The sequence below is a fragment of the Streptomyces sp. NPDC058877 genome (assembly GCF_042742855.1).
Taxonomy (GTDB): Bacteria; Actinomycetota; Actinomycetes; order Streptomycetales; family Streptomycetaceae; genus Streptomyces.
Map to the genome: position 1 here is coordinate 1 of NZ_JBHYMF010000051.1, position 21435 is coordinate 21435.

Sequence of the window (21435 nt, forward strand, 5' to 3'; positions counted from 1 at the left end):
CCCGGGAGGGGTGGGAGGAGGCCCTGTCCCGTGCCGTGCTGACGACGTCCGATCCCGCCGCGGTCTCCCGGGCTCCCGTGCACGTCCAGTGGGACCCCGAACGTTCGCTCCGGGGGGCCGCCCCCGTGCTTGATACTGCCGCCGCTGCTAGAACAGCCGCAGCTTGTCGTCCTCGATGCCGCGCAGGGCGTCGTAGTCGAGGACCACACAGCCGATGCCGCGGTCCGTTGCGAGCACCCGTGCCTGCGGCTTGATCTCCTGGGCGGCGAAGACGCCCTTCACCGGCGCCAGGTGCGGGTCGCGGTTCAGCAGCTCCAGGTAGCGGGTCAGCTGCTCGACGCCGTCGATCTCGCCGCGCCGCTTGATCTCCACCGCGACCGTGCCGCCGTGCGCGTCGCGGCACAGGATGTCCACGGGGCCGATCGCGGTCGGGTACTCGCGGCGGATCAGGGTGTACCCCTCGCCGAGGGTCTCGATGCGGTCGGCGAGCAGCTCCTGGAGGTGTGCCTCCACGCCGTCCTTGATCAGTCCCGGGTCCACGCCCAGCTCGTGCGAGGAGTCGTGGAGGATCTCCTCCATCGTGATGATCAACTTCTCGCCGGCCTTGTTGATCACGGTCCAGACGCCCTCCTCGCCGTCGGCGCCCTCCTTCAGGGTGCACGGCGGGGACATCCAGTTGAGCGGTTTGTACGCCCGGTCGTCCGCGTGGATGGAGACGCTGCCGTCTGCCTTGACGAGGATCAGACGGGGCGCGGAGGGCAGATGGGCCGTGAGCCGCCCCGCGTAGTCCACGGAGCAACGGGCGATGACGAGACGCATGGTCGCCAACGCTACAAGACGGGCGCTCTTCCGCGCGATTCGGGCAGCAGACGGAGGTGATCGTTGGCCGAACACCCGTCGTTTATCAGCCGGTTGTATGCCCAATCTTCTGGTGCGGCCCGGACTGCGCGCTTACCGTGGAAGCTGGAGGTCGTCGTCCGTGCACGCTGCGTGGCGCACGGCCCGGCCTTCGTCCGTGCCCGCAAGACCCCGCCCGCGGGGTCGCGAGAGGAGAACCCATGTCGCTCGACGTCTCACCGGCACTGTTGGAACAGGCCGAGCGAGGCGAGGTCGACGAAGCCGACTTCGTCGACTGCGTCCGGACCTCCCTGCCCTACGCATGGGAGATGATCAGTTCTCTGGTGGCCCAGCTGAAGGTGGACGGTGGAGAGTTCGCCGACAACCAGACGCCGCCGCCGAATGAGCAGGCACGTGGTCAGCTGCTGCGCGCACTTGCGAGCGATGCCATTCGTGGTGCGCTGCAGCGGCACTTCGGGGTGCGTCTCGCCTTCCAGAACTGCCACCGCGTGGCGGTCTTCCCGCTCGACCCGGCGGTGGACGAGCGCCTCGCCCGCTTCACGTCCGTCCGGGGACAGCTGCTGAACCAGTCGCCGGAACTGCGCGACTGCTGAGACATGGTGCTGCCGCTCCCCATCGCGGGAGACAGCGGGCGATGCGAGCCGACGCGCATCGCCGCGAAGAGGTGCCGGAGCGGCAGCACGGTCCGGGGCACGGCGTTCTGTGCATGCGCCGCACCCCTCACTCCCGTCGCGTCGCTGCCCGCCGTCACACCAGCAGTGGCAGGACCTCCGCGCCGAGGCGCCGGACGTTCTCCTCGGTGTCCGTGAGGTCGCCCGAGCCCTCCGCGAGCAGGGCGAAGCGGGTGATGCCCGTGCGCTCCGCGGTCGCCGCCAGTCGGTCCGCCGCGAGCCGAGGAGTGCCCACCGGGTGCAACCCGCACAACAGTTCCGTGTATGCGACGGGGTCCCGCATCGCCCGGTGTCGTCCGTCCACCGTCACATGCGCGTCGAGCCCCTGCTTCAGCCAGCCCGGCATCGCCTTGACCAAGGACTCCGCCGCGTCCGCCGTCCGGTCCGCGAGCTGGGCGACCCCCGCCGAGACGTGGCCCCCGCCGATCCGGGCGATCTCGTCCGGGTCTCGTCCGGCCTCCCGGGCGTACCGGGCCCAGGCCGCGACCATCTCCGCCTTGTCCTCGTCGCCGCAGTGCATGCCCAGCAGCATCGGCAGCCCGCGCTCCGCCGCGAGCCGCACGCTCTTCGGCGAGGTGCAGGCCACCACCACCTCGGGAGAGGCCGCTCCGCCGATCAACTCGTCGGGGCGGGGCACCACCGGCACCTCGCGGAAGGCGAACCGCTCTCCCTCGGCGCCCACCCGCGGCTCCGTCAGCCACCGCAACAGCAGGTCCAGCGATTCGGGGAAGCCCTTCTCGTACGCCTCCAGGCCCGCGCCGAACACCTCCAGGTCCACCCAGGGACCGCCCCGCCCCACCCCGAGGGTGAACCTGCCGCCCGAGGTCAGGTGCAGCAGCGCCGCCTGCTCGCCCAGGGCGACCGGGTGGACGGACGGCAGCACGCTCACCGCGGTGCCGACCCGCAGCCGTCGGGTGCGGCCGAGGAGCAGCGCGGCCAGGGTCACGGCCGAGGGGCACACCCCGTACGGCACGAAGTGGTGCTCGGCCAACCAGACCGAATCGAGCCCCGCCTCCTCGGCGACCTCGGCGGTCCGCACCGCCCGGTGCAACACCTCTCCTTGGCCCTGGCCCGGGAACTGGGCTGCCAGAACGAACGTACCCACGCGCATCGCCTTTTGCCTCCTTGCGGCCGACGCGTATCTCCCCTCGCACTGGCAACAACGTCTGACACGTGCCAAAGGCAACGGCCATCCGTGAAGTTCTTGCGATTTTCGGCTAAGCCGCTCCGGGCGCGGCCGGGGGCACCCGATGGCGGCCCGTAGGCTGGAGGGAACGGTCCGTGTCCCCCCGACCCCGTGAGGTGCCCGTGTCCCCGCGTCACAACCGGTCCCACAACCGCGGAAAGCCCGAGCCGCAGGGCGATCACGGCGACCGGTACGGCGGTGTGCAGCGCAGCGAGACCTGGCAGGGCGAGGAATGGAACGTCCGCCTGGTCGCCGGAGCCAGCGCCCCCGGCAAGCGCTACCGCTGCCCCGGCTGTGATCAGGAGATCCCGTCCGGCGCCCCGCACGTGGTCGCCTGGCCGGAGTACGGCGGAGTGGACGACCGCCGGCACTGGCACAAGGCCTGCTGGAACGCGAAGGACCGCCGCACCAGCAGGGTGCAGCGGTCCCGCAACGCGCCGAGGTACTGAGCCCCCGCCGAAGCCCTACACGTCCCGGCTGTTGAGCAGGGCGTACGCACCGCCCAGCGCAGCGGCGACGACCACGGCCATGATCAGCAGCGGCTCCCAACCCGCCGGGCCGGAATCGCCGAACGGGGCGGTCTCGCTGTACAGCGCGATCATCTGCGAGGGGATCGCGTAGGTGAAGAGGAACTTCTGCACCGACTGCAGCGCCTCGGAGAACATGAAGAGCGCCGCCACCAGCGGCAGCAGCAGCAGGCCGATCATCACCGTGATCGCGCCGGCCGAGTGCCGGATGAGCGTCCCCACCGCGAGGGACAGCAGACCGAGCAGGGCCAGGTAGCCACCCGCTCCGACGGTCGCCCGCAACCACTCGCCCGCCGTCGGCGTCGCCGCCTCGCTGACGATGGCCACCTGCACCACCGCCACCAGGGTCGCGATCACCGTGGTGACCGAGAACACCAGCAGGAAGAAGACGAGGGCCTTCGCCGTGAGCACCCGCGCCCGGCTCGGACACGCGGTCAGGGTGGTGCGGATCATGCCCGTGCCGTACTCCGAGGCGATCGTCAGGACGCCCAGCGTGATCACGCAGATCGACGCGGGCAGCATCCCGAAGAAACCGAAGCCGAGCGCGGACTCCTCGCCCATCGGGGCGTCGGTGGCGGCGGCGATCGCCGCGATGCCCAGCCCGATGGAGAGCATCAGCAGGATCATGACGCCGAGCGTCCACATCGTCGACCGGACCGAACGGATCTTCGTCCACTCGGAGGCGAGCGCGTCTCCGAGGTGCGCGGCGCGCACCGGGATGGGGGAGACGTAGGCCTGTGCCGCGGGGGCGTGGTGGGGAACGGGGGCGGTCATCGGGCGTCCTTGGGGGTGTCGCTCGGCTGCGGGGGGTTCGGCCGTGCGTCGGCCGGAGGAGCGTACGGGCCGGGCGCGGGTGCCTGCGGAGCCCCGGCGTAAGGATTCCGTCCGGGCGGCGGCGGGGCGTACCAGCCCTGCAGCGGCACCTCCTGGACCGGCGGCTGCGGCGGCATCCCGTATCCCGGCTGGCCGGGCTGCAGCGGCTGCTGGAGATGGGCCAGGCGGTCGTCCGTGGAGCGGTAGTCCACGGCCCCCTGCGTCAGGCGCATGTACGCCTCCTCCAGGGACGCCTGGTGCGGGGAGAGCTCCCAGAGCCGTACGTCCGCGTCGTGCGCCAGGTCGCTGATCCGCGGCAGCGGCAGACCCGTCACGCGCAGTGCCCCGTCCGGCTCGGACAGCACCTGGCCGCCGGCCTCGGTGAGCGCCGTGGTCAGCTTCTCGCGCTGCGCCGGCTCGGTTCCCGGGGTCCGCACCCGGGCGAAGTCGGCGGAGTTCGCCGAGATGAAGTCCTTCACGGGCATGTCGGCGAGCAACTGCCCCCGGCCGATCACGATCAGGTGGTCGGCCGTCAGCGCCATCTCGCTCATCAGGTGGCTGGAGACGAAGACCGTGCGGCCCTCGGCGGCCAGCTTCTTCATCAGGTTCCGGACCCAGAGGATGCCCTCGGGGTCCAGACCGTTGACGGGCTCGTCGAAGAGCAGCACCTGCGGGTCACCGAGGAGTGCCGCCGCGATGCCGAGCCGCTGCCCCATGCCGAGCGAGAAGCCCTTCGAGCGGCGCTTGGCGACGTCCTGGAGGCCGACCACCCCGAGGACCTCGTCCACGCGCTGCGCCGGAATGCCGGCCAGCTGGGCGAGGGAGAGGAGGTGGCTGCGGGCGCTCCGGCCGCCGTGCACGGCCTTGGCGTCGAGCAGCGCGCCGACCTGTCGGGGCGCGTTCGGCAACTGTCGGAAGGGGTGGCCGCCGATCGTCACGTGCCCCGCGGTGGGCCGGTCGAGCCCGAGGATCATGCGCATCGTGGTCGACTTGCCGGACCCGTTGGGCCCCAGGAAACCGGTGACGACACCGGGCCTCACCGTGAAGGAAAGGTTGTACACGGCCGTCTTGGCGCCGTAGCGCTTCGTCAGGCCGACTGCCTCGATCATTCTCCAGCCCCATCGACAGGTCGGTCGCATCCATGCCGGGGCGTGGCGGCCGTCGGCCGGAGCCCCCCGTATGAGTGAGGAGCTTATCCAGGCCTTGACGGTTCCGGCCAAGCAGAGAACGGCGTGGTACGCCCCCTAGGGGAAATCTCGGGGTTCTCCCCCAGGGGTGGGGGCGGGGGCGCCCGACGGTCAGGCGTCGCGCTTCCGCAGCACCAGATAGCCGCCCAACAACGAGGCCACCACCCACAGCAACATGATCCCGAGGCCGCCCCAGGGACCGTACGGCGTCTTGTCCGACCCCATCGCCTCCGGCACCACCTGCATGATCTTGGAGCCGGCCTGGTCGGGGAAGTAGCGGGCGACCTCCTTGGCCTTCGGGACCGCCGCGAGGATCCGCGAGATCAGGAAGAAGAACGGCACCAGGATGCCCAGCGACAGCATCGAGGAGCGCAGCATCGTCGCCACGCCCATCGAGAAGATCGCGATCAGGCCCATGTAGAGCCCGCCGCCGATCACCGCCCGCAGCACGTTGTCCGCGCCGAGGGTGGTGCGGTGCTCGCCCAGCAGGGCCTGGCCCAGGAAGAAGGAGAGGAAGCTGGTCGCCAGTCCCACGACCAGGGCGAGGACGCCGGCCACCGCGACCTTGGAGAAGAGGAAGGTCGCCCGCTGCGGAACCGCCGCCAGCGAGGTGCGGATCATGCCCGAGGTGTACTCGGTCCCGACCACCAGGACACCGAAGACCACCATGGCCAGCTGGCCGAGCACCATCCCGGAGAAGCTGATCAGGGTCGGGTCGAAGGTCGCCCGCTCCACCTCGGAGAGGTTGTTGAACTGTGCCTTCATCAGGGCGCTCAGGGCCGCGCTCATCGCCACCGTGACGAGGAGGGCACAGGCCAGCGTCCAGACGGTCGACGACACCGTTCGGATCTTGGTCCACTCGGACTGGAGGACCGCGCTTGCCGCTGCCATCGATCAGGCTCCCTCGGAGGTCGTGCCCCATGAGGGGGCCGGCGCCGCGGCGCCGCCGTGTACGTCGGTCCCGTGCGCGTGGTACTCCACCGCGGCGGCCGTCATCTGCATGAACGCTTCTTCGAGAGAGGCGCGCTGGGCGCTCAGCTCGTGCAGCACGAGCCCGTTCTCCGCGGCCAGCTCACCCAGCTTCTCCGTCGTCGCCCCGTCCACCTCCAGGGTGCCGTTGCCCGCCTCCACCGCGAGGAAGCCGTTCGCGTGGAGCACGTCGCGCAGTCGCTCCTGCTGCGGCGAACGCATCCGCACATAACTCCGGGAATTCTGCTGGATGAAATCCGCCATCGACGTGTCGGCCAACAACTTTCCCTGCCCGATCACGATCAGATGATCCGCCGTCAGCGCCATTTCACTCATCAGATGACTGGAGACGAAGATCGTCCGCCCCTCGGCCGCCAACGCCTTCATCAGATTGCGGATCCAGTGAATGCCCTCGGGGTCCAGACCATTGACGGGTTCGTCGAACATCAAGATCTCGGGATCGCCGAGCAGCGCCGAGGCGATGCCGAGCCGCTGCCCCATGCCGAGCGAGAAGCCCTTCGACTTCTTCTGTGCGACCGCCGTCAGACCCACCAGGTCGAGCACCTCGCCCACCCGGCTCGCCGGGATGCGGTTGGACTGCGCCAGGCACAGCAGGTTGTTGTACGCGGACCGGCCGCCGTGCATCGCCTTGGCGTCGAGCAGCGCCCCGATGTACTTCAGCGGCTCGTCCAGCTCCCGGTAGTGCTTCCCGTCGATCCGGACCGTCCCGCTCGTCGGGTTGTCCAGATCCAGCATCATCCGCATCGTCGTGGACTTGCCCGCCCCGTTCGGCCCCAAGAAGCCGGTGACCACGCCCGGACGGACCTGGAAGGAGAGGTGGTCGACCGCCACCTTCGTCCCGTACCGCTTCGTCAGCCCCTCAAGCTCGATCATGCGTACCAACCTACGGGCGCGCAAAACCCCCCGCCACCGGAATGACGGGGGGTTCTGGGGGCTGCGACCGAGCCGTTACCTCGACTGCTGGGCCGGGACGCCGGCGGCGCGCTCGTCGTCGATCGGCGAGCCGGCCGCCGCCACCGCGGCACCGGTCAGCGTCGCCAGCATCTCGCGGACGTTGGTCAGCTGCGCGTTGATCGAGTCGCGGCGGTTCGTCAGCGCCGCCAGCTCGCGCTCCGATTCCGAACGGATGCGGTCGGCCTTGGCGTTCGCGTCGGCCACGATGTCCTCGGCCTGGCGCTGCGCGGTCTCCACCGTCTGACGGGCCCGGCGCTCCGCGTCCGTGCGCAGCTTCTCGGCCTCCAGCCGGAGCTGCTCGGCACGGTGCTCGATCTCCGCGAGGCGCTTCTCGGCCTTCGCCTGCCGCGAGGCCAGGTCGCGCTCCGACTGCTCGCGCCGCTTCGCCAGGTTCGTCTCGAAGTCCGCGGCGGCCTGGGCGGCCTTGGCGCGGGTCTCCTCGAAGAGGGCGTCCGCCTCCTCACGCTTCGACTGCGCGTCCTTCTGCGCCTCGGCGCGCAGCGTGTTGGCCTCGCCCTGAGCCTTCTCGACGATCCGGACGCCCTCGTCCTCGGCCTTGGCCTTGCGCTCGGCCGCGAAGGACTCCGCGTCGTTGCGCACCTGCTGGGCGGCCGACTCGGCCAGCTCGCGGTGCTGCTCGGCGGCGCGCCGGGCCTCCTCGCGCAGGTCCTTCGCCTCCTCCTCGGCGAGCCGGAGGATCTTCTCGACCCGGGCGCCGAGACCCGCGTACGACGGCTCGGCGTCGGTCACCTGCGCCTGGGCGTTCTGCGTTTCGAGGTGGAGCTCCTCGATGCGCTTCTCCAGCGAGGTGATGCGGGACAGGGCGCTGTCACGGTCGGCCACGAGCTTGGTAATGCGGTCGTCCACCTGACCGCGGTCGTAACCGCGCCGCACGAGCTCGAAGCCGAAGGGGGAGGAAGTGTCGCTCATGGGGTTCCTGTCGAATGAGACCGGTGAGGTGTTGGAAGGAATCCTAGGGGCCGAAGCGGCGTGTCATCGAGCGTATGCCCGTTTGATCTGGAGAATGTCCAACCTTTTGAGTGGCTAGCCGTCCTGGGACTTGCCACTCGAACGAGTGGAACCCGCGGACGCGCCCGCCTTGGCACCGATCGGCCCGGACGATTTACTCCCCCCGGAAGGAGCCTCGAAAGATTCCAACGCTTCGAGCACGTCCTGGACACGGGAGATCTCGGCATTGATGTCCTTCCGCCGTCGCGTCAGCGCCTCCAGCTTGCGCTGCCCCTCCGAGACCGTCTTCTCCGCCTCGGCCGCCGCCTCCGCGCGGATCCGCTCGGCCTCCGCCTTGATGACCTCGGCCTCCGCGATCAGCGAGGCCTTCTTCTGCGAGGCCTCCTTGAGGAGCCCGTCCGCCTTGCGGACCGCGGCGATGCGGACCTTGCTCGCCTCCGAAGTCGCGTCGGAGACCAGCTCCTTCGCCTTCTCCTGCGCTTCGGCGCGCTGCTCCTCGGCCGCCTTCACCAGCTTGTCGACCCGCTCGCCGGCCGTCTTCATCTGCTCGGCCGTCTCGCGTCGCGCCCGCTCGTGCAGCTCCTCGATCTCCCCCTCGATCCGGCCCCGCAGCTCTTCGGCGCGCTCCCTTATGGCCGTCGCGTCGCTGCGCGCACCGACCAGCAGTTCGTCCGCGTCCGTACGGGCCTTCTCCACCAGCGAGTTGCCCTCCACGGTCGCCTCGGCCACGATCCGCTCGGCCTCCTTGCGAGCCGCGCCGACCATGGTGTCCGCCTGCGACTCGGCCTCCGTGGTGGCGCGCAGCGCCTCCTCCCGGGCCTTGGCGATGAGGGTGTCGGCCTGCTCGGCCGCGTCCGAGCGCTTCCGGGCCCCGGCCTCACGGGCCTCGTCCAGCGTCCGGTCCGCCTCCTCGCGGGCCTCCGTGCGCATCCGCTCGGCCGCCGCGGCCGCGTCCGCCTTCACCCGCTCCGACTCGGTACGGATCCGCTCCGCGTCCCGCAGGGCCTCGGCGATCGCCTCGGCCCCCTCGGAGCGCAGCCGTTCCGCCTCCTCCTCGGCGGCGTCGACCGTCCGGCCCGCTTCGGCACGGGCGTCCGCACCGACCGAATCGGCCAGCTCGGCGGCCTCGTTCACGATCCGCTCGGCTTCGGCGGTGGCTTCGCCGATGAGGGTGTCGGCCTGTTCGGCGGCGTCGGTGCGGCGCTTGTCGGCGGCCTTGCGGGCCTCGTCCAGGATCTGGTCGGAGTCCGCGAGCGCGGCGTTCCGCAGGGCCTGCGCATGTGCTTCGCCGTCGGCCTTGACCTGTTCGGCTTCGGTCCGCAGCCGTTGGGACTCCTGCTCGGCGTCGTTCAGGAGCTCGGTGGCTTCGGTGGTGATGCGTTCGGCTTCGGTGGTGGCTTCGCCGATGAGGGTGTCGGCCTGTTCGGCGGCGTCGGTGCGGCGCTTGTCGGCGGCCTTGCGGGCCTCGTCGAGGAGCTGCTCGCCCTCGGTCCGGGCTTCGGCCCGCAGGGCTTCCGCCTGTGCTTCGCCGTCGGCCTTGACCTGTTCGGCTTCGGCGCGCAGCCGTTGGGACTCCTGCTCGGCGTCGTTCAGGAGCTCGGTGGCCTCCGCGGCGATCCGCTCGGCCTCCGCACGGGCCTCGCCGACCGTCGCCTCGGCGCGCTCGGCGGCCTCCGAACGGATCCGGTTCGCGTCCTCCCGGGCGTCCGCGCGGCTGCGGGCCGCGTCCTGCTCGGCGGAGGCGAGCGCATCGCTCGCCTCGGTGCGCAGCCGTTGGGACTCCTGCTCGGCGTCGTTCAGGAGCTCGGTGGCTTCGGTGGTGATGCGTTCGGCTTCGGTGGTGGCTTCGCCGATGAGGGTGTCGGCCTGTTCGGCGGCGTCGGTGCGGCGCTTGTCGGCGGCCTTGCGGGCCTCGTCGAGGAGCTGCTCGCCCTCGGTCCGGGCTTCGGCCCGCAGGGCTTCCGCCTGTGCTTCGCCGTCGGCCTTGACCTGTTCGGCTTCGGCGCGCAGCCGTTGGGACTCCTGCTCGGCGTCGTTCAGGAGCTCGGTGGCCTCCGCGGCGATCCGCTCGGCCTCCGCACGGGCCTCGCCGACCGTCGCCTCGGCGCGCTCGGCGGCCTCCGAACGGATCCGGTTCGCGTCCTCCCGGGCGTCCGCGCGGCTGCGGGCCGCGTCCTGCTCGGCGGAGGCGAGCGCATCGCTCGCCTCGGTCCGCACCCGCTGCGCGTACTCGGCGGTGTCCGTCCGCAGCTTCTCCGCCTCGGCCAGCGCCTCCCTGACCGTCCGCTCGGCCAGCGCCTTCGCGGCCTCCGACTCCTCCTGGGCGCGCTCCCGCGTGCGGACGGCGTCCTCGGACGCCCGCTCGCGCTCCTCGTACGCGTCGGCGCGGACCCGGTCCGCCTCCTCCTGCGCCTCGGTCCGCGTCCTCTCTGCCGCGTGCTCGGCGGCCGAACGCAGTCCGGAAACCTCTTCCTCGGCCTGCTCGCGCAGGCCCGCCACTGCGTCCCGCACCTCCTGCGCGGCCTGCTCGGCAGCGGCGACCATCCCGGTCGCCCGGGCTTCCGCCTCTTCGACCAGGCGCTGCGCCTCGGTCTGCGCCTCCTCGACGCGCTTGCGGGCGGCGGCGAGCAACTCCTCGGACTGTTCGCGGGCGTGCTCGCGCTCCCGGCCGGCCTGGGAGCGGGCCGACTCCAGGGTCTCCTCTGCCTCCCGGCGGCGCCGCGTCGCCTCTTCCTGGGCGGCGGCCAGCGCCTCGGCGGCCTCGGCGGCCACCCGCTCGGCGGCGGCGGCGGCTTCGGCCCGCACCCGGTCGGCGGTCTCCTGAGCCTCCGACCGCAGGCGCTCCGCCTCCTCGGACGCTTCCGCACGGAGCCGCACCGCGGCGCCCTCCGCCTCGGTGCGTGCGGTGGACGCGTCCGTCGCGGCTTCGGTCCGCAGCCGCTCGGCCTCTTCCTCGGCCTGCTCCCGCAGGGAGCGGATCCGTCCGGCGGCCTCGGTCCGCAGGCGTTCCGTCTCCTCGGCGGCCTCGCGGCGGATCAGCTCCGCCTCGGCGCGCGCGTCGGCGAGCTCCTCCCCGGCGGACGCCACCTTCGCATCGGCGTCGGCGTGCAGCCGGGCCAGCTCCTGGGAGGCTTCCGAGCGGCGCGCCTCGGCGGCCCGCTCGGCGTCCGCACGCACCCCGGCGGCGGCCCGCTCCGCTTCGGCCCGTACGGCCTCGGCCTGCTCATCGGCCTCGGCGCGCAGCCGCTCGGCCTCGGCGCGGGTGCGCTCCAGGGTCTCCTCGGCCTGGGCGCGGAGCGTCTGGGCGCGCTCCATCGCCTCCGACTTGACCCGCTCGCCCTCCGCCCCGGCCTTGGCGCGGAGCTCGTCGGCATCGGTGCGGGACTTGGTGAGGAGCTCCTCGGCGGTCTTCGCCGCTTCCTCGATCTGCTGGAGGGCTTCGCGCCGGGCTTCGCCGCGGATCCGCTCGCCCTCGTCGACGGCTTCGGCGCGCAGCTGCTCCGCCTCGCCGCGCAGTCGACGCGCCTCCTCCTGGAGCTCGACGGTCTTGGCGCGGTACTCCTTGGTGTCGTCCTTGGCCGAGCCGAGCAGTTCGTCGGCCTGCTCGCCGGCCTCGGCACGCAGCCGGTCGGCCTCGGTCTCGGCCTCGCGGCGGACCCGCTCGGCCTCCTCGGCTGCCTTGCGGGTGGTTTCGCGGGCCTCCTCGGACGCCTTGCTGAGGATCTCCTCCGCGCTGCGGGCGGCCTTGGCGAGTGCGGCGGCCGAGTCCTCGGCGGCGGCGGAGCGGGCCTTCTCGGTGGCTTCCGTGACGAGCTTCTCCGCCGCGGCGTTCGCCTCGCGGAGCTTCTCCTCGGCCTCTGCCTTGAGGGCTTCGGCGTCCTTGGTGGCCTCGCCGACGAGGCGGGCGATCTCCGCCTTGGCGGTGCGGGTGCGCTGCTCGTTGACCGACTCGGCGGCGGCGAGCTGCTTGGCGGCGGCTTCCTTGGCCTCGGCGAGGGACTTCTCGGCCTCGGTGCGGGCGACCCGGAGCTTCTCCTCGGCCTCCTGCATGCGCTGTTCGGCGGAGCGGGAGAGCTCGGTGGCCTGGCGGCGGGCCTGGTCGGTCTCGGCGGCGGTGGTGGTGCGGAGCCGTTCGGCGTGGCTGGTGGCCTCCTGCGCCTGGCTGGAGGCGGTGCTCAGGAGCCGTTCGGCGTCCTTGCGGGCCCGCAGCAGGATCGCCTCGGCCTCGGCGCGGGCGGCCTCCGCCTCGCTTCCCACCCGGCGGCTGGTCTCCTCGGCGAGCCGGTTCGCCTCGGCGCGGGCGGTGGCGAGCGCCTGCTCGGCCTCCGCGCGGGACTCCTCCATCAGCCGGCGGGCCTGGGCCTCGGTGCGGGCGCGGAGCTGCTCGGCCCAGGCGACGTTCTCGTTGACGTGCGCCTCGACGGTCTGGCGGCGCTCGTTGAGCTCCTGGTCGAGCTGCTGGCGGCGCTGGACGGCCTCGTTGTGCAGTTCGGCCTGGAGCCGTGCCTGGTGCTCGGCGTGCTCCTGGAGGATGCGCTGGGTCTGGGCGCGGGCCTCGCGCAGTTCCCGCTCGGCGTCCTGGCGGAGCTGCTCGGCCTGTGCCTGCGCGTTCCGCAGCAGTTGCTCGGCCTGGTAGCCGATGTCGGCGCTGTCGTACGCGGGCCGGGACGCGATGGTGCGGCGCGCCTCGTGGAGCTTGGCGCGCAGCACCTCGACCTGGTAGCCGAGGTCCTCGGCATGCTGGACGGCCTTCTCGCGCTCCGTCTTCAGCCGGTCCATCTCGGCTTCGAACCTGGCGAGATGGTCGTCTTCAGCTCGGTGGCTCTCCTGGCGTTCGTAGCCCCGCACTGCGCGGTCCCATCCTTCCCCGAGCTCTTCGAGCAGGGGAGACCCCAACCCTGGTCGCAACACTCCAACGAGCACGCCCTCACGGCTGAGGACGGACCCCCGGGGGAATCGTGGCAGATCGGATGACCCCGACATTCCGACTTCGATGCCGCGCGGATGGTCCCGACCGGCCCCGGCCCGGAGTCGCCCACTCTACCGGGCCAGGAATCCTGAGGTCAGTGCTCCGCTGAGGAGTGGTCAGCGGAGGGCTCCGCCGAGGTGACCAGTTCGGTGAGGACGCCGTGGCAGTCCTTGGGGTGGAGGAAGGTGATCCGGGAGCCCATGGAGCCGATCCGCGGCTCGTCGTAGAGGACCCGGACGCCCTTGGAGCGGATGGCCCCGGCGTCCCCGTCGACGTCGGCGGTGCCGAAGGCGATGTGGTGGACGCCCTCGCCGTTCTTGGCGAGCCACTTGCCCACCGCGGAGTCCTCCCGGGTCGGCTCCAGGAGCTGGAGGTAGGAGGCCCCGCCGTCCGAGGTCTCGTTGATCTTGAGCATGGCCTCGCGGACGCCCTGCTCCTCGTTGACCTCGGTGTGGAAGACCTCGAAGCCGTAGGTCGCGCGATAGAACTCGACCGTCTTGTCGAGGTCGAAACAGGCGATTCCGATGTGGTCGATTCGCGTCAGCATGCTTCCAGTGCAGCGCCGGGAGGGTGGTTACGCAACGTGCGCGCGATCACACCATCGGGCCGGTGACCCGGCGCGCCACCGCTCAGTACATTGGCAGTAAACCCTCGTTCACTCCTCATCCCAAGGGGCTGTGCCTCATGTCTGGAACGACCGGTACCACCTCAGTGATCGTCGCTGGCGCCCGCACGCCCATGGGGCGCCTGCTCGGCTCGCTCAAGTCCTTCTCGGGCGCCGACCTCGGCGGCTTCGCCATCAAGGCGGCCCTCGACCGGGCCGGCATCGGCGGCGACCAGGTGCAGTACGTGATCATGGGGCAGGTGCTCCAGGCGGGTGCCGGGCAGATCCCCGCCCGTCAGGCCGCCGTCAAGGCCGGCATCCCGATGAGCGTTCCGGCGCTCACCATCAACAAGGTGTGCCTCTCCGGCCTCGACGCCATCGCCCTTGCCGACCAGCTCATCCGTGCGGGCGAGTTCGACGTGGTCGTCGCCGGCGGCCAGGAGTCGATGACCAACGCCCCGCACCTGCTGCCGAAGTCCCGTGAGGGCTTCAAGTACGGCGCCATCGAGATGCTCGACGCCATGGCGTACGACGGTCTCACCGACTCCTTCGAGGGCATCGCCATGGGCGAGTCCACCGAGAAGCACAACACCCGCCTCGGCATCAAGCGCCCCGAGCAGGACGAGATCGCCGCCCTCTCGCACCAGCGCGCCGCCGCCGCCCAGAAGAACGGCATCTTCGAGGCCGAGATCACCCCGGTCGAGATCCCGCAGCGCAAGGGCGAGCCGGTCGTCTTCTCCAAGGACGAGGGCATCCGCGCGGAGACCACCGCCGAGTCCCTCGGCAAGCTCCGCCCGGCCTTCGCCAAGGACGGCACCATCACCGCCGGCACCTCCTCGCAGATCTCCGACGGCGCCGCCGCCGTCGTCGTGATGAGCAAGGCCAAGGCCGAGGAGCTGGGCCTGGAGTGGATCGCCGAGATCGGCGCCCACGGCAACGTCGCGGGCCCGGACAACTCGCTCCAGTCGCAGCCGTCCAACGCGATCCTGCACGCCCTGAAGAAGGAGGGCCTGGCCGTCGGCGACCTCGACCTGATCGAGATCAACGAGGCCTTCGCCGCGGTCGCCGTCCAGTCAATGAAGGACCTCGGCGTTACCCCCGAGAAGGTGAACGTCAACGGCGGTGCGATCGCCCTCGGCCACCCGATCGGCATGTCCGGCGCCCGCCTCGTGCTCCACCTCGCCCTGGAGCTCAAGCGGCGCGGCGGCGGCGTCGGCGCGGCGGCCCTCTGCGGCGGCGGCGGCCAGGGCGACGCGCTGATCGTTCGCGTGCCCGGCGTTTCCGGCAAGTAAGCACCCACCCGAGGAGCAGCGCAGATGGTGGACGTCCTCGAACTCGTCGCCCAGGCACGGGAGGGCCGGCCGCGTGCGGTGGCCCGGCTCATCTCCCTCGTGGAGGGGGCGTCCCCACAATTGCGCGAGGTGATGGCGGCGCTGGCGCCGCTCACCGGCGGCGCGTACGTGGTGGGCCTGACCGGCTCGCCGGGCGTGGGGAAGTCCACGTCGACGTCCGCGCTGGTCTCCGCGTACCGCAGGGCGGGCAAGCGCGTCGGCGTGCTGGCCGTCGACCCGTCCTCGCCGTTCAGCGGGGGAGCCCTGCTGGGCGACCGGGTCCGGATGTCGGAGCATGCCTCCGACCCGGGCGTCTACATCCGTTCCATGGCGACCCGCGGCCACCTGGGCGGCCTCGCCTGGTCGGCCCCGCAGGCCATCCGGGTCCTGGACGCGGCCGGCTGCGAGGTGATCCTGGTGGAGACGGTCGGCGTGGGACAGTCGGAGGTCGAGATCGCCTCCCAGGCCGACACCTCCGTGGTCCTGCTGGCTCCGGGCATGGGCGACGGGATCCAGGCCGCGAAGGCGGGCATCCTGGAGATCGGCGACGTCTACGTGGTGAACAAGGCCGATCGGGACGGCGCGGACTCCACCGCCCGCGAGCTCAACCACATGCTGGGCCTCGGCGAGGCACGGGCCGCGGGCGACTGGCGACCGCCGATCGTCAAGACGGTCGCGGCGCGCGGCGAGGGCGTCGACGAGGTCGTGGAGGCGCTGGAGAAGCACCGTGCCTGGATGGACGAGCACGGGGTCCTCGCGGAGCGCCGCCGGGCCCGGGCCGCCCGCGAGGTCGAGACCATCGCGGTCACGGCCCTGCGCGAGCGGATCGGCGACCTGCACGGTGACCGGCGCCTCGACGCCCTCGCCGAGCGGATCGTGGCGGGTGACCTCGACCCGTACGCGGCCTCCGACGAACTGGTCACGAGCCTGACGGGCGGCTGAGTCCCGGAATGCGGGGAAGGGCTCCTCCGGACCTCCGGAGGAGCCCTTCCCCGTTCTCTGTCAGGTCACGGCTTGCCGCGCCGGCCGCGGAGCTGGTCCGCGATCGGCTTCAGCGACTCGTGGAGGTCGCCGAGCGCCTCGCCGCTGAGCTGGTCGATGAAGTGCTTGCGCACGGATTCGACGTGGTGCGGGGCGACCTTCCGCATGGTGTCCATGCCGAGGTCGGTGAGCACGGCGTAGAGACCGCGACGGTCGGACTCGCAGTTCTCGCGACGCACCAGGCCGGCGTTCTCCATGCGGGTGATCTGGTGGGAGAGTCGGCTCTTCGACTGGAGGGTGGCCGCGGCGAGGTCGCTCATGCGCAGCCGCCGCTCCGTCGACTCCGAGAGGTTCACCAGGATTTCGTAGTCGTTCATCGTCAGGCCGAAGGGCTGGAGGTCCCGCTCCAGCTGGTACGTCAGCATTCTCTGGACGTCCAGGAACGTGCGCCAGGCGCACTGCTCCCCGTCGGTGAGCCAGGGGGTGGCGGTCTCGGTCTCCATGTGTGGATTCTACCTAAGAAGTTGAATATTTTACGAAGTGTGGGAGCGCGCGTTCGAAGGCGTCACACTCCGCAGAGTACCGCTCACAGACCGAAGCGACGCTGGAGGTCGCCGAGCTGGCCGGGAAGGCGCGGCACCGAACCCAGTGGACCCTGGCCGGAACCCGGTGCTCCGTGCCCGCCCGGGACCCCCTCCTGGGCCGGTGGCGTCCCGATCGGCCGTTCCGCCATCAGCAGCTCCGTCGACTGGAGGAGCACCGTGCCCGCCCCCACGAACTCGAACTGGTGCTCCTCGCCCGAGGTGCCGCCGAGTCCCGTCAGCGAGCGCAGGCCGCCCATCACGCCCGTCATGTAGCCGTGGTCGTAGTGGTGGCAGGGCGAGGGGCAGTCCGCCCAGCCGACCAGCGCCTGCGGGTCCACCCGCAGCGGCGGCTCCATGAAGACCACCGCACCGTTCGACGCGGCCACGAACTTGCCCGTGCCGATCAGCGTCACGAAGCCCGGCACGATCGACTGCTTCAGCGCCAGCGAAGGCTGGTACGCCAGCAGGTTTCCCGAACGGATCGTCAGGTTGCCCTCGTCCAGGTCGTACGAGTTCACGTCGAACGCCCGGTCCGCGAGCAGCATCTTTCCGCTGCCCTCCGCCACCACCCAGTCGCTGGCGTGCAGCGGGGAGTGGAAGGACGTCCGGATCAGCCGGTCGAGCCGCCCGTGCCCGATGCCGTTGAACTCGATCCGCCCGTAGTAGGCGATCATCTTCCCCTTCTGCAGGAACCACTGGGAGCCCTTGAGCTCCACGCAGAAGGTGTAGGAGTTCACGTTGTCGTCCGACGGAAGGGTCGTCGGGTCGTGGATCACCGGGGTGCTCACAGCTTCTCCTCCGAGGCCTGGACGTACACCGCGCCGCTGCCGCTCAGCTCCAGTTGGAAGGCCTCGCCCGAGCCTCGCCCCACCATGTCGCGCCAGCCGAGCGCCGTGGACAGCTTGTTCCGCACGTCGCCGTGGTGCGCCACGTACGCCTGCGGGTCGACGTGGACCGGGCGGCCCGGGGAGATCGGCAGCTCGATGACCCCGCCGTGCGCCATCACGGCCACGGAACCGTGTCCCCTCAGGGTCGTCGTGAACAGGCCCTGGCCCGTCACCTGGCCCCGCACCATGCCCATGACCCCGCCCTGCGAGCCCATGAACATCGTGCCCTGCTCCAGGGTCCCGTCGAAGGCGAGCAGCCGGTCGGCCTCCACGTACAGGGTGTCGCCCGTCAGTGCGATCACCTGGATGTGGTGGCCGCCGTGCCCGAACATCACCGTGCCGTTACCCTCGACGGTCATCAGCGGGGTCGCCTCGCCGGCCACCCGGCGGCCGATCATCGACATCAGGCCGCCCTGGCCGCCCGTGATGTTCGGCGTGAAACTGACGTCGCCGCGGTACGCGAGCATCGCGCCGCGCTGGCTGAACATCCGCTGCCCGGGGATGACGGTCGCCTCGACCATCTTGGAGTTGATCTCGCGGAAGGGCATCAGAGGTCGCCCCCGATCGTGTTCCGCTCGCTCGGCTGGACGTAGACGAGCCCGTCGCCCTCGAAGCGGATCTGGAAGGCTTCGCCGCTGCCCTCGCCCATGAAGGTGCGGAAGGTCACACCGGACTGGAAGTGCTGCTGGAGGTTGCCCTGGTGGGCGATGTACGCCCCCGGGTCGACCTGGAGCGGGTACTGCGGGGTCACCCGCAGCACCACCGCCGGACCGTCCGACATGATGGCGGCCTGGCCGGTGCCCTCGACGGTGGTGGTGAAGAGGCCGTTGCCGGTGGCGCCGCCGCGCAGGCCCGTGAACGTGGTGCCGGTGCGCAGGCCCGCGTCCGTGCACAGCAGGTTGCTCGCCTCCACCCACAGCTTGTCGCCGTGCAGCGCCACGAGGTTGATCTCGGAGGCCCGGTCGGCGAACCAGCAGGTTCCCTGGCCGCGCACCTCCATCACCTCCATCTGCTCACCCGTCAGCCGACGGGTCACCATGCCGCGCAGGCCCTCGCCCCCGCCGCTCATCTTCTTGAACGCCATCTGGCCGTCGTAGGCGACCATCGAGCCGTTCTTCGCCTTGACGGCGTCGCCGGTCATGGAGACGGCGAGCACTTTGCTGCCCTGGAGTCGGAACGTTGCCACCCGAGGAAGGTACTGGGCCCCCGGCTAAAGGAACAGCAAAGTTGCCGTGCACAATGGACGGGCCCTTGTGCATCCGTTCACAAGATCGAACGAAGGTGACCCCCTCCGTGGACCTCAAGACCGCTTCCTCCCTCCACCGCCTCCGACTCGTCTCCGCCCCGGAGGCCGTCTCGTTCCTGCTCCTGCTGGTCTGCTCGGTGCTCAAGCGGACGACGGACTTCAACGCGGTGCCGGTCATGGGTGCTGTCCACGGACTGCTGTTCGTCCTCTACGTCCTCTTCTGGCTGGACGCCTGGAACCGCACCAAGTGGAGCTTCGGCACCGCCGCCCTCTACTTCGTGCTCTCGGTGCTGCCCCTGGGCGGGTTCTACGCCGAGCGGCGGCTGAAGCGCGAGGCCGAGGACGCGGTCATCGCCTCCCGCGTGCGTGCCGAGAGCGCGGTGAAGGCGTGATCGTCGCGTTCTCCGTGACTCCCCTCGGAGTGGGGGAGGAGGTCGGCGAGTACGTCGCCGACGCCGTCCGGGTCGTCCGCGAGTCCGGTCTGCCGAACCGCACCGATGCGATGTTCACCTCGATCGAGGGTGAGTGGGATGAGGTGATGGACGTGGTGAAGCGTGCCGTCGCCGCCGTCGAGGCCCGTGCGCCGCGGGTCTCCCTGGTCCTCAAGGCCGATGTCCGCCCCGGTGTGACGGACGGTCTGACGTCGAAGGTCGAGACGGTGGAGCGCCACCTCGGCGGCTGACGCCGTCCCGTTTCCGCGCCGAAGCCCCGTCCGCGCCCCTTCGGTTCCCGCGGTCGCCGCGAGGTCCCAGCCCCAGGGGGGCCGGGGGCGTCGAGGGCCGCGGGGCCGTGTGCGCCGCCCGTAAAACCGCTCACTCGGACCACTCCGGTCGACACGCCGAAACTTTGCCCCTTTCGTTGGCTTATCGACTTGTTCGACGACAGCGGGAGGCGCCGTGCGGCAGGGAGGCTACGACTACGACCGCTACAGCCGACTCGCCGGCCCCCTCGTCGAACCGGACCCGGTGCGACACCGGGTCCGCTATCGCAGCCTCCTCTCGAAGGAACCGCACCGCATACGGGCCGTCCTGCTGATGACCCTCGCGCCGGCCCTCTCGGCGCTGCTCCTGGCCTACCTGGTCTGGCCCTCCCACTGGACCGTCCGCGAGGGCGACGACCGCTGGCGCGTGCCCTACGACACCGTGATGCTCGTGTCGATCGGGCTCATCTGCTTCTTCATGCTGCTGAACGTCACCTCGATCGCCCACGCCACCCTGGTCGCCCGCGATCCGATACCCGTGCACGCCGAGCCGGGCACCCGCGTCGCCTTCCTCACCACGTACGTCCCCGGCAAGGAACCGCTCGCGATGGTCCGCGGCACCCTCGAAGGCGCCGTCCGGGTGCGGCACGACGGCCCGCTCGACGTCTGGCTCCTCGACGAGGGGGACGCCGAGGAGGCCAGGGAGCTCTGCGCCGAGCTCGGCGTCCGTCACTTCACCCGCGCCGGCGTCCCCGAGTGGAACCGCCGGAAGGGTTCGCACCGGGCGCGGACCAAGCACGGCAACTACAACGCCTGGCTCGCCCGGCACGGTGACGACTACGACTTCTTCGCCTCCGTCGACACCGATCACGTCCCGCTCCCCAACTTCCTGGAGCGGATGCTCGGCTACTTCCGCGACCCCGACGTCGCCTTCGTCGTCGGCCCCCAGGTGTACGGCAACTACACCAACCTCGTCACCAAGGCCGCCGAATCGCAGCAGTTCCTCTTCCACGCCCTCATCCAGCGGGCCGGCAACCGGTACCGCGCGCCCATGTTCGTCGGCACCAACAACGTCGTCCGGATCGCCGCCCTCCAGCAGGTCGGCGGCCTGTGCGACTCCGTCACCGAGGACATGGCCACCGGCTTCGAACTCCACCGCCGCCGGAACCCGCGCACCGGCCGCACCTGGCGCTCCGTCTACACCCCCGACGTGCTCGCCGTCGGCGAGGGCCCCGCCTCCTGGACGGACTTCTTCACCCAGCAGCTCCGCTGGTCCCGGGGGACGTACGAGACGATCCTCAAGCAGTACTGGAAGGCGCCCTTCAGCATGCCGCCGGGGCGCCTCCTCAACTACACGCTGATGCTGGTCTACTACCCGATGACGGCGGTCAACTGGCTCCTCGGCGTCCTCAGCTGCGTCCTCTACCTCTGGCTCGGCGCCTCCGGAACCCAGGTGTCGACCCAGGTGTGGCTGATGGTCTACAGCGACGCGGTGGCCCTCCAGATCGGCCTCTACCTCTGGAACCGGCGGCACAACGTCTCGCCCCACGAACCCGAGGGTTCCGGTGGGCTCGCCGGCATGGGCATGTCCGCGCTCTCCGCCCCCGTCTACCTCACGTCCCTCGGCTCGGCGCTCCTGCGCACCCGCGGGCGCTTCGTCGTCACCCCCAAGGGGGGCGAGGCCAGCCCCGACCGGATTGCCACCTTCCGGATCCACCTCTTCTGGGCGGCGGTCCTCGCCGCCTCGCTCCTCGCCTCCGCCCGCTACGGCCACACCCACGCGGCGATGCGCACCTGGGCCGCCCTGGCCCTGCTCGTCGCCCTCGCCCCGATCGCCCTCCACGCCCACGCGACAGTGCGGAACCGGCGCCTCCGTGCCGTGCGCGACCGCGCCAGGGAACGCACCCGTGCCCGCGGAGGCGTCGGAGGCCGGCCGGCCCCCGCCCCGTCCGCCCGCACGACGACCGGAAGGAACTGA

20 protein-coding genes and 1 pseudogene are annotated in these 21435 nt (G+C 71.2%); 8 read left to right on the top strand and 13 right to left on the bottom strand.

Going from position 1 to position 21435, the window contains the following annotated elements; all coding sequences use genetic code 11:
* Positions 1-122: pseudogene (locus tag ACFW2Y_RS14745) on the top strand (DUF4291 domain-containing protein); the annotation flags it as partial.
* Between the two features lie 25 nt (positions 123-147).
* Here ACFW2Y_RS14745 and nucS read toward each other — a convergent pair.
* Complete coding sequence (nucS, locus tag ACFW2Y_RS14750) at positions 148-819, bottom strand: endonuclease NucS (protein WP_384878021.1); 672 nt, start codon at positions 817-819, stop codon at positions 148-150.
* Positions 820-1058: 239 nt separating this feature from the next.
* On the opposite strand from nucS, the gene ACFW2Y_RS14755 reads away from it, so the two are divergent.
* A complete protein-coding gene (locus tag ACFW2Y_RS14755) occupies positions 1059-1451 on the top strand; it encodes an SCO5389 family protein (RefSeq protein ID WP_017236120.1) in 393 nt (130 codons plus the stop codon).
* 154 nt (positions 1452-1605) lie between these two features.
* Here the strand turns inward: ACFW2Y_RS14755 and ACFW2Y_RS14760 are convergent, their stop codons facing one another.
* Entirely contained in the window at positions 1606-2640 is a 1035-nt protein-coding gene (locus ACFW2Y_RS14760; RefSeq protein ID WP_384878024.1) for an LLM class flavin-dependent oxidoreductase, read from the bottom strand.
* 197 nt (positions 2641-2837) lie between these two features.
* Here ACFW2Y_RS14760 and ACFW2Y_RS14765 point away from each other — a divergent pair, with 197 nt between their 5' ends.
* The gene (locus ACFW2Y_RS14765) at positions 2838-3164 is read left to right on the top strand and encodes an ATP/GTP-binding protein (protein ID WP_384878115.1); all 327 of its coding nucleotides are present in this window, start codon (positions 2838-2840) and stop codon (positions 3162-3164) included.
* A 15-nt stretch (positions 3165-3179) separates the two neighbouring features.
* Here the strand turns inward: ACFW2Y_RS14765 and ACFW2Y_RS14770 are convergent, their stop codons facing one another.
* The 7 genes from ACFW2Y_RS14770 to mce all read right to left on the bottom strand — a co-directional run bounded on the left by ACFW2Y_RS14770 (position 3180) and on the right by mce (position 13671).
* The gene (locus tag ACFW2Y_RS14770; protein WP_384878026.1) at positions 3180-4016 is read right to left on the bottom strand and encodes an ABC transporter permease; all 837 of its coding nucleotides are present in this window, start codon (positions 4014-4016) and stop codon (positions 3180-3182) included.
* The gene (locus ACFW2Y_RS14775; RefSeq protein WP_384878028.1) at positions 4013-5164 is read right to left on the bottom strand and encodes an ABC transporter ATP-binding protein; all 1152 of its coding nucleotides are present in this window, start codon (positions 5162-5164) and stop codon (positions 4013-4015) included. Before ACFW2Y_RS14775 ends, ACFW2Y_RS14770 begins: the two co-directional genes overlap by 4 nt.
* Positions 5165-5353: 189 nt before the next feature.
* On the bottom strand, positions 5354-6133 hold the full coding sequence (locus ACFW2Y_RS14780; protein WP_384878031.1) for an ABC transporter permease subunit: 780 nt from the start codon (positions 6131-6133) through the stop codon (positions 5354-5356).
* A 3-nt stretch (positions 6134-6136) separates the two neighbouring features.
* Complete coding sequence (locus ACFW2Y_RS14785) at positions 6137-7105, bottom strand: ABC transporter ATP-binding protein (RefSeq protein ID WP_384878033.1); 969 nt, start codon at positions 7103-7105, stop codon at positions 6137-6139.
* A 75-nt stretch (positions 7106-7180) separates the two neighbouring features.
* Positions 7181-8116: a cellulose-binding protein gene (locus tag ACFW2Y_RS14790; protein ID WP_384878035.1), complete on the bottom strand. Its 936-nt coding sequence runs from the start codon at positions 8114-8116 to the stop codon at positions 7181-7183.
* Between the two features lie 114 nt (positions 8117-8230).
* Complete coding sequence (gene scy, locus ACFW2Y_RS14795; protein ID WP_384878038.1) at positions 8231-13003, bottom strand: polarized growth protein Scy; 4773 nt, start codon at positions 13001-13003, stop codon at positions 8231-8233.
* A gap of 215 nt (positions 13004-13218) precedes the next feature.
* On the bottom strand, positions 13219-13671 hold the full coding sequence (gene mce / locus ACFW2Y_RS14800) for a methylmalonyl-CoA epimerase (protein ID WP_384878041.1): 453 nt from the start codon (positions 13669-13671) through the stop codon (positions 13219-13221).
* 137 nt (positions 13672-13808) lie between these two features.
* Here mce and ACFW2Y_RS14805 point away from each other — a divergent pair, with 137 nt between their 5' ends.
* Together ACFW2Y_RS14805 and meaB are read left to right on the top strand one after the other, a co-directional pair.
* Complete coding sequence (locus ACFW2Y_RS14805; RefSeq protein WP_384878044.1) at positions 13809-15020, top strand: acetyl-CoA C-acetyltransferase; 1212 nt, start codon at positions 13809-13811, stop codon at positions 15018-15020.
* Positions 15021-15044: 24 nt separating this feature from the next.
* Entirely contained in the window at positions 15045-16001 is a 957-nt protein-coding gene (gene meaB / locus ACFW2Y_RS14810; protein ID WP_384878046.1) for a methylmalonyl Co-A mutase-associated GTPase MeaB, read from the top strand.
* 65 nt (positions 16002-16066) lie between these two features.
* Here the strand turns inward: meaB and ACFW2Y_RS14815 are convergent, their stop codons facing one another.
* From ACFW2Y_RS14815 to ACFW2Y_RS14830, 4 genes are all read right to left on the bottom strand, one after another.
* Positions 16067-16543: a MarR family winged helix-turn-helix transcriptional regulator gene (locus ACFW2Y_RS14815; protein ID WP_384878048.1), complete on the bottom strand. Its 477-nt coding sequence runs from the start codon at positions 16541-16543 to the stop codon at positions 16067-16069.
* A gap of 83 nt (positions 16544-16626) precedes the next feature.
* Entirely contained in the window at positions 16627-17412 is a 786-nt protein-coding gene (locus ACFW2Y_RS14820; RefSeq protein ID WP_384878051.1) for an AIM24 family protein, read from the bottom strand.
* Positions 17409-18059: an AIM24 family protein gene (locus ACFW2Y_RS14825; protein ID WP_384878053.1), complete on the bottom strand. Its 651-nt coding sequence runs from the start codon at positions 18057-18059 to the stop codon at positions 17409-17411. Before ACFW2Y_RS14825 ends, ACFW2Y_RS14820 begins: the two co-directional genes overlap by 4 nt.
* The gene (locus ACFW2Y_RS14830; protein WP_384878055.1) at positions 18059-18697 is read right to left on the bottom strand and encodes an AIM24 family protein; all 639 of its coding nucleotides are present in this window, start codon (positions 18695-18697) and stop codon (positions 18059-18061) included. The genes ACFW2Y_RS14825 and ACFW2Y_RS14830 overlap by 1 nt, the downstream gene beginning before the upstream one ends.
* 107 nt (positions 18698-18804) lie before the next feature.
* Here ACFW2Y_RS14830 and ACFW2Y_RS14835 point away from each other — a divergent pair, with 107 nt between their 5' ends.
* The 3 genes from ACFW2Y_RS14835 (at position 18805) to ACFW2Y_RS14845 (ending at position 21435) form a co-directional block, all read left to right on the top strand.
* Positions 18805-19149 carry a DUF3817 domain-containing protein gene (locus ACFW2Y_RS14835; protein ID WP_384878058.1) on the top strand — a complete coding sequence of 115 codons (345 nt, stop codon included), beginning with the start codon at positions 18805-18807 and terminating at the stop codon, positions 19147-19149.
* On the top strand, positions 19146-19439 hold the full coding sequence (locus ACFW2Y_RS14840; protein ID WP_384878060.1) for an MTH1187 family thiamine-binding protein: 294 nt from the start codon (positions 19146-19148) through the stop codon (positions 19437-19439). Before ACFW2Y_RS14835 ends, ACFW2Y_RS14840 begins: the two co-directional genes overlap by 4 nt.
* A gap of 214 nt (positions 19440-19653) precedes the next feature.
* The gene (locus tag ACFW2Y_RS14845) at positions 19654-21435 is read left to right on the top strand and encodes a glycosyltransferase family 2 protein (protein WP_384878063.1); all 1782 of its coding nucleotides are present in this window, start codon (positions 19654-19656) and stop codon (positions 21433-21435) included.